We start from the raw sequence: 11,146 nt of genomic DNA, 5'->3' as shown, positions 1-11,146 counted from the left end.
CTCCTCACGCAGTCTCCTCACGCCCTCTCCTCACATCCACGTCCTCACGCCGTCTCCCCACACCACAGGCTCCACGACATGTTTCAGCGGGCCTTCCCGGTACCGGCATCGAGGGCCAGACGCACGGCGTCCACGACCGCCCGGTCGCCGCGCTCCCCACGGACCTGCTCGGCGAGCACCCGTGCCCGGCCTGCCATGGCCTCGTCGCTCGTCGCCCTCCGGATGGCCGCGCCGAGTGCGCTCCCCGACAGCCTCCTGGCCGGGATCGGCGCCGTGCCCACCCCGATCCGGTGGAGGCGGTCGGCCCAGAACGGCTGGTCGAGCGAGACCGGCACCGGGACCGACGGCACGCCTGCGCGGATCGCGGCAGCCGACGTGCCACACCCGGCATGGTGGACGGCCGCCGACACTCGTGGGAGGAGCCAGTCGTGGGCCACCCGTCGGACGACGATGACGTCGTCGCCCTCGAGCTCGCCCCGTCCTGCGAGGCCACCCCACCCAGCGAGCACGACTGCCCTCGTCCCGCTCTCGCGGAGCGCGTCACGGACCACGGTTGCCAGAGTCTCCGGCGCCGCGGGGCTCGAGCTGCCGAAGCCGATGTAGACCGGCGGCGGACCGCTGGCGAGGAAGTCCTCGAGCTCGCCCGAGGGGCTCCACGTCGAGGAGGGTGGCCACCAGTACCCGACGACGCGGAGCCCACCGCGCCAGTCACGAGGCCGCGCCGCGACCCGGGGCGACCACCCATGCAGTCCCGGATGGTCGGTCTCGGCGAGCCAGCGGACGTGGTCGCGCTCGGTCATCGGGGCCAGCCCGTGCGCACCGCGGACCTCGTTGACCACCGCCATGTGGGGCCGGTGCATGAGTCGCTGGACGTGCGCGCCGAGAGCCCGGTTGGCCAGACGCGGCAGCGGGCGTCCGGCCAGGACGGACGGAGGGAACTCCCGCGTCGGCTCGAGCGGCTGGAGGTGGAGGCTGATGCTGGGGATGCCGCGTCCCATGGCCGAGTGGATCCCGGGCCAGGCCATGGTCGAGAGCAGGACGATGTCGCACCCGGCCGTGAACTCGTCCACGGCGAAGGCGAGTCGCCGCGCCCACGGGGAGAAGACCTCGCCGACCACCGCCGCCGCCTCTGTGGGCCCCCGACGCATGCGGGCGGCACGTTCCTCGGTCAGCTCCTCCTCCGGCTCCATCGGCAGGCTGTGGAAGGCCGGCCCGAGAGCGGTGACGTGGGACCGGTACGACTCGTGGGTCGCCACGACGACTTCGTGTCCTTCGTCGGTGAGCGCCCTCGCCACTCCGAGGTGGGGCAGCACGTCCCCTGTCGACCCGATCGCAACCACTCCCACGGTGGCTCGCACCCCCGCCATCGTGCACCGTCCTACCGCCGTCAGACGGGCGCCCTTGCGCCCGTGTCCTGTCCACCGTCACACCGCACGGGTCGAAGCACCCTCCGCCGAATGGCAGAGACAGCTGGGGCTGGGAGGGCCCCTTCCCGGGAGCTGGCTCAGCGGCATACGGTCAGGTCGTATGCCGCTGAGCTCCCTCCCACGGGCACGTTCCCCTGGGAGCGTCAACAGTTCTCGGACGAGGTCCGCGCCCGCGTACGCTCCTGCCTAGGACCGCATCGAACGAGAGAGCCATGGACCACTCTGATCATCCCGGCACCCCCTTCCCCGAGCTCGCCGGAGGGGGGTGGCTGCTGCCGTGACCGCCGTCGTCTCGGTCCTCCTCGGCCTCGCGGTGGTCGTCGCGATCACCGCGGTGACGGGCTACTTCGTGGCCCAGGAGTTCGCCTACATGGCCGTCGACCGCTCCCGGCTCGGAGCACTGTCTGCCGCGGGAGACGCCCCTGCAGGGAGGGCCCTCAAGGTCACCCGTCGCACGTCGTTCATGCTGTCCGGCGCCCAGCTCGGCATCACCGTGACCGGGTTGCTCGTCGGCTACGTGGCCGAGCCGCTGATCGGCTCGGCCCTTGCGGAGATGCTCGGGTGGGCGAGTGTCCCCAGCGGCGTCGGGATCGCGGTGGGGACCGTGCTCGCCCTGCTCGTCTCCACGCTCGTCCAGATGCTCTTCGGCGAGCTCGTGCCCAAGAACCTCGCGATCGCCCGCCCGGAGCCCGTCGCCAAGGCGCTGTCCCGCTCGACCCTCCTCTACCTCAAGGCCTTCGGCTGGCTCATCTGGGTCTTCGACCAGGCCTCCAACCTGCTGCTCCGGGCCCTGGGCATCGAGCCGGTCCACGACGTCGAGCACTCGGCATCTCCCCGCGACCTCGAGCACATCGTCGCCGAGTCACGAGAGAGCGGAGAGCTGCCCGACGACCTGTCCGTCCTGCTCGACCGCATCCTCGACTTCCCGGGCCAGGACGCCGAGCACGCGATGATCCCGCGACCGCGCGTGGACGTGGTTCACGACACCGACCCGCTCGGACGCGTCCGCGAGCGCATGGCCACCGGTCACAGTCGGTATCCCGTGCTGGACGGCGCGGGCGACGTCGTCGGCGTCGTGCATCTCCACGACGTGATGGCGAGTCGGGAGCCCGACCACGTCCCCGTGGCGACCCTCGCGCGCAGCGCCACGGTCATCCCCACCGTCATGCCCCTCCCGGACGTCCTCAGGGAGCTGTCCGAGACCGGTGACAAGCTCGCCTGCGTCGTCGACGAGTACGGCGGCTTCGCCGGCATCGTCACGGCCGAGGACCTCGCGGAGGAGCTCGTCGGCGAGATCACCGACGAGCACGACCCGCTCGAGCCGGATGCCCCCGTCCTCGACGACGACGGCAAGTGGGTCATGGCCGGCGACACGCACATCGACGAGGTCGAGCGCGCCATCGGCCACGACCTGCCCCAGGGCGACTACGAGACCATTTCCGGGCTGGTCATCAGCCAGCTCGGCAACCTCCCGGAGGTCCGCACCGTCGTCGACGTCGACATCGAGCCCGACGCGGGCGAGCTGGGACCAGCCGGCGCTCCGCGCGCGAGGCGGCTGCAGATCGAGGTCGTCGAGGTCGAGCGACGGGTGCCCTCCCTCGTGCGGCTTCGCCTCATGGACGACGGCGACGCGGACGACGGGGATGCGGCACGGGCGGCCGAAACGGCTGAGGCGACTGAGTCGAGGGAGGCGACGGAATGAGCCAGACCTGGGTCATCGTCCTCGCGACGGTCGCCATCATCGCCCTCAGCGCCTTCTTCGTCGCGGTGGAGTTCGCCCTCATCGCCGCCAAACGGCACCGGCTGGAGGACGCCGCCGGCTCGAGCCGGGCCGCACGGGCCGCCCTCCGCAGCGCCAACGAGCTGACGCTGCTGCTGGCTGGGTCCCAGCTCGGCATCACGGTCTGCACCCTCGCCCTCGGCGCGATCACCAAGCCTGCCGTGCACCACTGGCTCACCCCGATCTTCGCGTCCTGGGGCCTGCCGCTGTGGGGCGCGGACGTGGCGGGCTTCGTCCTCGCCCTCGTCCTCGTCACCTTCCTGCACCTCGTCGTCGGCGAGATGGCTCCCAAGTCGTGGGCGATCGCCCACCCGGAGCGCTCGGCCACGCTGCTCGCCCTCCCGATGCGCGGCTTCATGTGGCTGACCCGCCCGGTGCTCCGGTCCCTCAACTCGATGGCCAACTCCGTGCTCGTGCGGATCGGCGTCGAGCCCTCGGACCAGGTGGCCACCGGTCAGAGCCCAGCTGCACTGCTCCACCTCGTCGAGCACTCGGCCAACGTGGGTGCCCTCGATGCCCGGTACTCGACCCAGCTGACGAGCGCCCTCGAGCTCGAGACCCTCACCGTGGGTGAGCTGCTCGGCCCGGGGACCCGCCCGACGGCCGTCCCGGCGACCTCGACCGCGCGCGACGTCCAGGAGGCCACGCTCGCGAGCGGGCACCTGCGCATCCTCGTCGGTGACGCGCGCAACGCCGAGGGCGTCGTGCACGTCCGCGACACCCTCGCCGTCGAACCGGATCGGCTGACGGCCTCGCTCATGCGGCCCGTCTTCCGGCTCGCTGCCGACACGCGCGTCTACACCGCACTGAAGCAGATGAGGCAGACCGGGACCCAGCTCGCGGTCGTCGTCGACGGCGAGGACGTGACCGGCGTCGTCACCCTCACGGACATGCTGCGGCGACTGTTCCCCGAGGCGGATACGGTGGCGACGACGTAGTCTGGCCTCAGCCGTCGACAGGGGAAAGCCGATGTCCATTCGCGCACGTGTCAGGACCATCACGACCGTCACCGCAGCCCTGCTGCTCGCCGGGAGCACCGCCGCAGCAGCCGCCACCGTCACGTCCACCGTGACGTCTGCTGGGACAGCGACGAGTCCGCAGGCAGAGATCGACACCTACCTGCGAGACCACCCCGGCGGCGTCCAGGTCAGCGACAACGCCCTTGCGTACCGTGGCGGGGAGGTCGTGGTCGTCTTCCCCGACCCGGGCGAGCGCTTCGCGCCGGAGGGCCTGGGCGACAACGTGAGGACCACCAGCCTGGCCGCCGCGGTGGCAGAGGACGTGGAGGCCGCTGCCTCGTCCGTCGCGGGCTGTCCCAACGGCACCTTCGACCACTGGTACTGCTTCTACACCGACTCCAACTTCGGCGGGCGGCGGCTCCAGTTCCTCAACACGTGCGCGGACTACGCGTCCAACTGGGGCTTCAACAACATGACGTCCTCCTGGGTCAACACGAATCCCCGGAGCAGGATCGTGGCCTGGGACTACCGGGGGGGCAACGCGCTCTGGGTCGAGGGCTACGGCGTGTCCTACGACGGCTGGGTCGGGTCCGGCGCCAACGACCGGATGTCGTACTGGACCCGCACGAACTGCTGAACCGGCGACCGCTCGTCACGCGGCGCGGACCGCTGGGCACCGGGGAGGGGTGGCGCCCAGCGGCGGCCCCACAGCCCTAGCGGAAGACGGCGTAGGAGACGACTGCAGGCACCTCGACGGCAAGCTTCCCGGCTCGCTCCGTGAGGATCTGCTCGGACGCGAGCACCCGGCCGGTGAGCGGATCGACGATGAGGACGTAGCGCGTCGGCAGTCCGCTCAGCTCCGAGTCGACGGCGAAGGCCCGACCCGGCCGGCCGTCGCGATCCGTCATCGCGCCGAGCGCCCGCACGTCATCGGGCTCGGCGAGCAGGCCGAGGAGGGCGGCACGTGCCGCGGGAGTCGGGGTCTGCTCCTTGGCCAGGTCGGTCAGTGCGACGAAGAGCTCGGCGGTGCCCAGCTGGTCGATCGGATGGGCCTGCGCGAGCTGCTCCCGAAGTCCCGACTCGTCCTCCGCCAGCCGCTCCGGGAAGATCCTCGGCGCCAGGTCGGCGGGATAGACCTCGTCGGACTCGACCTCACCGTGGGCCGGCAGGTCGGTGGCGTCGAGGTCCCCGGCCACCGGCTGCCCGTAGCTGGCCAGCCGGCGCCAGGACCCGTCGGCCCGGACCTCGAGGCTCACCTCGAGCGGCACGACGGCAGACCGCACCGGCTCGCCCCCGTGCACCCGGGTCGCGAGGTCCCACGCCGCGTGGCTGCCCCCGAGCCGTCCCGGCAGGTCCGACCGCACCGCCTCGGCTGCGATCCGGCCGAGCTCGTCGGCAACTGCTGGGCCGGTGACGCCGGGCGCGAGCTGACCGGACAGCAGGGGCGGCGTCGCAGCAACCGCCGGCTGGGCAGCCCGCCAGGGCAGCAAGGGCAGTCCGACGACGAGTGCCAGCGCGATACAGCTCGCGATGCCGATGACAGCGAGGCGTCGGCCATGTGCGTGACGTGGCTTCGACCGGCTCGGGACCGCCTCCCTGGGGAGCGCCAGGATGTGCTCGAGGTCGGCTGTGGCTCTCGCGGCATCGTGCCCGGCGAGCAGATCCGGGACCGGGTCAAGCTGCTTCAATGCCTGCTCGATCATCATCGACCACCCCTTTCCTGCGGGGCTCCGAGGGGTGCCCTCGGCCCCGATGCCGACCTGCGCGACGATCGATCCCGCGAAACCGCCGAAACCCCTGAAACCCCTGAAACCCCCGAGGCCCGCGTGCGGTCCACAGCTCGCCGGAGGCGCTGCCTCGCCCGGTGCAGCCGCACCCCTGCGGCGGCCACACTGCACTCGAGCGCCTCGGCGAGCTGCGCGAGGGGCAGGCCCTCCCACGCCATGAGCAGGAGCAGCTCCTGGTCGGAGGCACTCAACGTGCTCAGCGCCTCCGCCACCCGCTCCAGCTCGGCCCGGTCGATCGCCCGGGCCGAAGGATCCGACTCCCGAGCGGCGACCGCGTCCTCGACGAGCTCGAACGGATCCGGGATGGTGGCCCGATTCGTCGCCATGACGACGTGCCGGGCCACCCCGAAGAGCCATCCCCCGATGGGACTCGGTATGTCATCGAAGCGCCGCCAGGCGACCGTGAAGACCTCGGCCGTCACGTCGTCTGCCAGACCTCGATTCCGTAGGCGACGCGCCACGTACGCGTGGATCAGGGCGTAGTTGCGCTGGTAGATCAGCGTGAACCGTTTCTGGTCCGACGCGTCACCACCCGTCGCCATGCCCATAGATGTCCGTTCCCCCGAAGTCCTTACACCCTGCGCCACGACAATCTTTGCGTATGCCGCTGGGCGGGCTCCTGCACCCCCGTGGGCTCGGGCGCGCGAGCGGACAGCAACGGACGTGGCGGGCCGACTCAGCGGCATACGACAGCACCCGGCGACAGCCGGACATGGTGGTGGGCCGGGCCCCCTCCACGAAGCCCGGCCCACCAGTCTGGGGGTTCAGCGGCGGAACGCGTCCTTCACGTCCTCGCCGGCGTCCTTGAGCTGCTCGCCACGCTGCTTGAGGTCAGCCTCGGCCTGGTCGGTCTTGCCCTCGGCCTCGAGGCGCTCGTTGTCGGTCACCTTACCGGTGGCCTCCTTGGCCTTGCCGCCAAGATCCTCAGCCATGTTCCGGGCCTTGTCAGTCGCACCCATGGTGCGCTCCTTCCGTTGCAGGAACCGGGTCACCCCATCCATACCCACTGCCGCTGAATCGTCACACCCGCCGGCCGGTGAGGAGCGTCGGTGATCTTTGGCAGACTGGACGGGTGCCCCATGAGACCCGTGACCTGAGCCGCTTCGCCTGGCTGTCCATCGCAGCCGCAGTGGTGACGATCACCCTCAAGACGGTGGCCTGGCAGCTCACGGGCTCGGTGGGCCTGCTGTCAGACGCGACCGAGTCGGTCGTCAACCTCGTGGCTGCCGTGGCTGCCCTCATCGCGCTTCGGGTGGCGGCCATGCCCGCCGACAAGAACCACCACTTCGGCCACGCCAAGGCAGAGTACTTCTCGGCCGCCCTCGAGGGCGTGATGATCTTCGTGGCGGCCCTCGTCATCCTCTACTCGTCGGTCGAGCGTTTCCTCAACCCGCGACCCATCGAGAACGTCGGCGTCGGCCTCGCGGTCTCGGTGGCTGCCTCCGTCCTCAACGGCGCCGTCGCCTTCATCCTCGTGCGCGCCGGGCGCCGCTATCGCTCGCTCACCCTCACCGCTGACGGGAAGCACCTCTTCACCGACGTGTGGACCTCCGTGGGGGTGATCGGCGGTGTCATCGTCGTCGCCCTCACCGGCGTCAACCGGCTCGACCCCGTGCTCGCCTTCCTCGTCGGTCTCAACATCATCTGGACCGGGTGGAAGCTCATCCGCGAGTCCAGCGAGGGACTCATGGACATCGCGATGACCAAGGACGACAACCGGACGATCGCCGACATCCTGGCCAGGTTCGTCACGAAGGACGTTCACTTCCACGCGCTGCGGACGCGGGTGTCCGGACAGCACCGGTTCGCCGAGGTGCACGTGCTCGTGCCGGGGCACTGGTCGGTGCAGCAGGGCCATGACCTCATGGAGGACGTCGAGGCCGCCCTGCGCGAGGAGTTCGCCGACCTCGCGATCACCTGCCACCTCGAGCCGTCCGAGGACCCCCGCGCCTACGGGGACTACGCCGCCGAGTACCCGGTCCCGACACACGAGGACCTGCTCCGCGCCGAGCACCCCGGCCGACGGGTCGGACCGTGAGCAGTCAGGTAGGGAGCAGTCGGACTGAGCAGTCGGACATGCGCAGTCGGCACGTCGTCGTTCCCTCCCCGATCGGCGACCTCACCGTGGTCGCCCGGGACGGCGCGATCACGCACCTGCTCATGGATGCCGCGAAGTACCGACCCACCGACCCCGAGGTGTTCGGCGAGGCCGGGTCGCGGCACGAGGAGCCGTTCTCCGCGGCCATTGCGCAGCTGGAGGCGTACTTCGCCGGTGAGCTGCGCGACTTCGACCTCCCACTGGCACCGCGCGGCGACGACTTCCAGCAGCGCGTGTGGGGCCTGCTGCGGACGATTCCCTACGGCGAGACCCGCACCTACGGCGACCTCGCCGTGACCCTCGGCGACCGCAACCTCGCCCAGGCCGTGGGCACGGCGAACGGCCGCAACCCCATCGCCGTCGTCATCCCGTGCCACCGGGTCATCGGTGGCGACGGCTCGCTCGTCGGCTATGCCGGGGGGCTCGAGCGCAAGCGGTTCCTCCTCGGTCTCGAGGAGCCGGCAGCCGACGCGGCAGGTCGCCTCTTCTGACCGGCGTCGGCTCAGGCCGCAGCCTCCAGGGTGAGGAGCCACTCCTTGGCCGCCGGCCCCCCGAGGTACCCGCCCAGCGAACCATCGGCGCGGACCACCCGATGGCACGGGATGACAATGGGCATGGGGTTCGTCGCGCAGGCGCTCCCGACCGCGCGGACCGCCCTCGGGCTGCCGGCCGCCGCGGCCACCTCGGCATAGCTCTCGGTCCTGCCGAAGGGGATGTCGCGCAGGTGGTCGAGCACCTCCCGGCGGAAGCCCCGGATGAGGCGGAGGTCGAGCGACACGCCGAAGGTGGTCCGCGCCCGGGCGAAGTACTCGTCGAGCTGCCGGGCCACCCCCTCGAGCCTGGCACCGGACCGGAGGATCCGGGAACTGATCCTCGTCCCGAGGTCCTCGAGGACGGCGTCGTGGTCCTCGGCCGCGTACGCGACCCGGACGAGGCCCTGCTCGGTCGTCGCGAGCAGGAGCGGCCCGAGAGGCGAGTCGACGACCCGGTAGGCGACGTCGAGCGCACGGTCTGCCGTCGCGCGGGTCACCAGCCGCTCGTGCAGCTCCTCAGGGAGGGGCACGTCGGCGGTCAGGGCTCGGATCAGCTTGTCATGCATGGGATCTCACATCCTCACTGGCGAGGTAGGTCCTGCGAAGTGCGGCAATGCCGTCGGCCGCGGCGCGGCGGGCAGCAGCCTCCGTCCCCCCGATGACGGCGGCGACCTCGGCGTGCGGCAGTCCGGCCACGTGGTGGTAGGCGACGCACTGGCGTTGTCTGGGGGGGAGGGCGGCGAGGGCTTTCCAGAGGGCCTCATCCGGCAGGGCATCCTCGGGCGAGCGCGCCCAGGCGCTCGCGGAGGGACCGACGGCGGCGCCCAGAGCTGCTCCGATCGGCTCGGGAACCTCGTCGACCGGGACGGGTCGACGCGCGGCCGCCCGGTGCACGTCGATGGCTTTCCGGTGGGCGATGGTGACGAGCCAGGCCCGCACGTTGGCGTCGTCGGGCAGGTCGGGCCAGGCGCGCAGCGCGGCGAGGAACGTCTCGGACCAGGCGTCGTCGGCATCCGCGGGGCCGAGGGTTGCGCGGCACACCCGGAGCACGACGGCTCCGTGGTCGGTCACGGCCTGCTCGAACGGGTGCTTCATGACTGGTAGACGCTCCTGGGTCGCGGCGTGTGAGGTTGCCAGATTCGCGTCACGTGCCGTCCTCGTCCAAGAGAACCAGACATGCCTCTGGGCGGATCCCGAAGGCTCCGCCCAGAGATGGAACAGCGCGGGAGGCCCAGCAGAACGGGCGAGACACCGAGCCGGCGTCCCGGGGCCTCCCCCAGGTCAGGGCTGGTTCACCACCACGGTGCCGAAGCTGCTGCCATCGGCCGGGATGCCGAGCAGGTTGACGAAGGCGCGGACGATCCCGGCCCCCTCCGACGTGAACGCGTACGCATAGGTGCCGTCGGCGTTCTCCGTCGCAGTGAGGACGATGACCCGCTCGGTGTCGTTGACGACGGCCGAGACCTCGCCCGTCGCAAGGTTGTGGTGGAGGTTGGCCATCGAGAGCGACGAGCCGTCGGCCTTGCTGAGGTAGAGGCCCCCAGCGGTGCGCAGCACGCCGGCCCTCTGGTTCCCGGCAACGGACGCGGTGATCACGCCCGGCGCGTCCATGGTCGCCGGAGCGATCGGTGCCACCGAGATGCCGACGAGCGGGGCGATCTGGAGGAGGGGCGAGGTGAGGGTCGTGGTGCCGTGTGGGTTCGCGCGCTGAGCCGTGAGGGCGGACGCGGGCGAGGTCAGGGCCAGCGCGAGCACCATGGCGAAGAGGACGGCCAACGAAGCACGGAGTCTGGTGAAGAGTCGCACGTGGTGGTTCCTAGCTCCCCGAGAATGATTACTGACGGTAAGTTACTTTGCCGTCCTCCTGACCAGCACACAAGGGGCATTCGCGATCAATCGGGCGGATTCGCGCGACCCCCGAGGGAGGTCCGACCGGTCGTGCAACGGTTCCGCCTGCTCGCGTGTCCAACCCGGTGTACGACACTTGACCCAAACCCACCGACGCATCGGGGAGCGGCATGCGACGCACCGACGAGGAGGCGTTCCGCTCGTTCGTGACGGAGCGGCAGACCGTGCTCCGGCGCCGCGCCTTCCTGCTCTGCGGCAACTGGGCCGACGGGGACGAGCTCGTCCAGGAGGCGCTCGCCCGCGTCTACGTCGCCTGGCCGCGGATCGCGGCAGGCGCCGAGGCGGCCTACACGCGGCGCACCATGATGAACCTCTATCTCAACGACCAGCGCAAACGGCGGCGTGAGGTCCTCACCGACGAGCTGCCGGAGCCCGCAGTGAGCGACCACGACCGCGAGCTCGCGATGACGCTGACCGAGCTGCTCAAGGACCTCCCCGACAAGCAGCGCGCCGTCATCGTGCTGCGCTTCTGGGAGGACCTCACCGTCCCGCAGATCGCCGCGTGCACCGGCGTCGCCGAGGGCACCATCAAGAGCCAGATCTCCCGGGCGCTCGCCGCCCTGCGCAGCCGGCTCGCCGAACCACCGCTGACCGGAGCAGGAGCCGTGCCATGACGCATCCGGACCAGAGCGAGCAGCAGCTGAGAAGGGCGCT

13 protein-coding genes are annotated in these 11,146 nt (G+C 71.1%); 6 read left to right on the top strand and 7 right to left on the bottom strand.

Annotation, left to right across the window (positions count from 1 at the left end; translation table 11 throughout):
* Positions 1-83: 83 nt before the first annotated feature.
* Positions 84-1,358, bottom strand: a complete 1,275-nt coding sequence (locus LOY02_RS03345) for a glycosyltransferase (RefSeq protein ID WP_317180912.1) — start codon at positions 1,356-1,358, stop codon at positions 84-86.
* Positions 1,359-1,704: 346 nt separating this feature from the next.
* On the opposite strand from LOY02_RS03345, the gene LOY02_RS03340 reads away from it, so the two are divergent.
* From LOY02_RS03340 to LOY02_RS03330, 3 genes are read left to right on the top strand one after another with little or no spacing between them, the layout of a single operon-like run.
* Positions 1,705-3,129 (top strand): hemolysin family protein, encoded by a 1,425-nt coding sequence (locus tag LOY02_RS03340; protein WP_317180911.1) that lies wholly within the window; start codon positions 1,705-1,707, stop codon positions 3,127-3,129.
* A complete protein-coding gene (locus tag LOY02_RS03335) occupies positions 3,126-4,145 on the top strand; it encodes a hemolysin family protein (RefSeq protein WP_317180910.1) in 1,020 nt (339 codons plus the stop codon). Before LOY02_RS03340 ends, LOY02_RS03335 begins: the two co-directional genes overlap by 4 nt.
* A 31-nt stretch (positions 4,146-4,176) precedes the next feature.
* The gene (locus tag LOY02_RS03330; protein ID WP_317180909.1) at positions 4,177-4,803 is read left to right on the top strand and encodes a hypothetical protein; all 627 of its coding nucleotides are present in this window, start codon (positions 4,177-4,179) and stop codon (positions 4,801-4,803) included.
* 76 nt (positions 4,804-4,879) lie between these two features.
* On the opposite strand, the gene LOY02_RS03325 is transcribed toward LOY02_RS03330, so the two are convergent.
* From LOY02_RS03325 to LOY02_RS03315, 3 genes are all read right to left on the bottom strand, one after another.
* Entirely contained in the window at positions 4,880-5,872 is a 993-nt protein-coding gene (locus LOY02_RS03325; RefSeq protein WP_317180908.1) for a hypothetical protein, read from the bottom strand.
* On the bottom strand, positions 5,869-6,495 hold the full coding sequence (locus LOY02_RS03320) for a sigma-70 family RNA polymerase sigma factor (protein ID WP_317180907.1): 627 nt from the start codon (positions 6,493-6,495) through the stop codon (positions 5,869-5,871). The genes LOY02_RS03325 and LOY02_RS03320 overlap by 4 nt, the downstream gene beginning before the upstream one ends.
* A 222-nt stretch (positions 6,496-6,717) precedes the next feature.
* Positions 6,718-6,912: a CsbD family protein gene (locus tag LOY02_RS03315; RefSeq protein ID WP_317180906.1), complete on the bottom strand. Its 195-nt coding sequence runs from the start codon at positions 6,910-6,912 to the stop codon at positions 6,718-6,720.
* Between the two features lie 113 nt (positions 6,913-7,025).
* Here LOY02_RS03315 and LOY02_RS03310 point away from each other — a divergent pair, with 113 nt between their 5' ends.
* Both LOY02_RS03310 and LOY02_RS03305 read left to right on the top strand, forming a co-directional pair.
* Positions 7,026-7,991 (top strand): cation diffusion facilitator family transporter, encoded by a 966-nt coding sequence (locus LOY02_RS03310; protein ID WP_317180905.1) that lies wholly within the window; start codon positions 7,026-7,028, stop codon positions 7,989-7,991.
* Positions 7,992-8,029: 38 nt separating this feature from the next.
* Positions 8,030-8,542 carry a methylated-DNA--[protein]-cysteine S-methyltransferase gene (locus LOY02_RS03305; protein WP_317180904.1) on the top strand — a complete coding sequence of 171 codons (513 nt, stop codon included), beginning with the start codon at positions 8,030-8,032 and terminating at the stop codon, positions 8,540-8,542.
* Positions 8,543-8,553: 11 nt separating this feature from the next.
* Here the strand turns inward: LOY02_RS03305 and LOY02_RS03300 are convergent, their stop codons facing one another.
* The 3 genes from LOY02_RS03300 to LOY02_RS03290 form a co-directional block, all read right to left on the bottom strand.
* A complete protein-coding gene (locus tag LOY02_RS03300) occupies positions 8,554-9,150 on the bottom strand; it encodes a methylated-DNA--[protein]-cysteine S-methyltransferase (protein WP_317180903.1) in 597 nt (198 codons plus the stop codon).
* Entirely contained in the window at positions 9,143-9,679 is a 537-nt protein-coding gene (locus LOY02_RS03295) for a sigma-70 family RNA polymerase sigma factor (protein WP_317180902.1), read from the bottom strand. The genes LOY02_RS03300 and LOY02_RS03295 overlap by 8 nt, the downstream gene beginning before the upstream one ends.
* Positions 9,680-9,865: 186 nt before the next feature.
* Positions 9,866-10,390, bottom strand: a complete 525-nt coding sequence (locus tag LOY02_RS03290) for a hypothetical protein (RefSeq protein ID WP_317180901.1) — start codon at positions 10,388-10,390, stop codon at positions 9,866-9,868.
* Positions 10,391-10,602: 212 nt separating this feature from the next.
* Between LOY02_RS03290 and LOY02_RS03285 the strand changes: the two genes are divergently transcribed.
* Positions 10,603-11,106, top strand: a complete 504-nt coding sequence (locus LOY02_RS03285) for a SigE family RNA polymerase sigma factor (protein ID WP_317180900.1) — start codon at positions 10,603-10,605, stop codon at positions 11,104-11,106.
* The last annotated feature ends 40 nt before the right edge of the window (positions 11,107-11,146 follow it).

The sequence above is a fragment of the Intrasporangium sp. genome, from assembly GCF_032907665.1.
Lineage (GTDB): Bacteria > Actinomycetota > Actinomycetes > Actinomycetales > Dermatophilaceae > Intrasporangium.
The sequence above is the reverse complement of the archived record's forward strand: the minus strand, read 5'-3'. Positions and strand labels throughout refer to the sequence as shown.

What these genes read in the sequence shown, in the direction of transcription:
- LOY02_RS03335 (WP_317180910.1), top strand. Translation starts at nt 3,126, where the DNA reads ATGAGCCAGACCTGGGTCATCGTCCTCGCGACGGTCGCCATCATCGCC.
- LOY02_RS03330 (WP_317180909.1), top strand. Translation starts at nt 4,177, where the DNA reads ATGTCCATTCGCGCACGTGTCAGGACCATCACGACCGTCACCGCAGCC.
- LOY02_RS03325 (WP_317180908.1), bottom strand. Translation starts at nt 5,872, where the DNA reads ATGATGATCGAGCAGGCATTGAAGCAGCTTGACCCGGTCCCGGATCTG.
- LOY02_RS03320 (WP_317180907.1), bottom strand. Translation starts at nt 6,495, where the DNA reads ATGGCGACGGGTGGTGACGCGTCGGACCAGAAACGGTTCACGCTGATC.
- LOY02_RS03315 (WP_317180906.1), bottom strand. Translation starts at nt 6,912, where the DNA reads ATGGGTGCGACTGACAAGGCCCGGAACATGGCTGAGGATCTTGGCGGC.
- LOY02_RS03305 (WP_317180904.1), top strand. Translation starts at nt 8,030, where the DNA reads ATGCGCAGTCGGCACGTCGTCGTTCCCTCCCCGATCGGCGACCTCACC.
- LOY02_RS03300 (WP_317180903.1), bottom strand. Translation starts at nt 9,150, where the DNA reads ATGCATGACAAGCTGATCCGAGCCCTGACCGCCGACGTGCCCCTCCCT.
- LOY02_RS03295 (WP_317180902.1), bottom strand. Translation starts at nt 9,679, where the DNA reads ATGAAGCACCCGTTCGAGCAGGCCGTGACCGACCACGGAGCCGTCGTG.
- LOY02_RS03285 (WP_317180900.1), top strand. Translation starts at nt 10,603, where the DNA reads ATGCGACGCACCGACGAGGAGGCGTTCCGCTCGTTCGTGACGGAGCGG.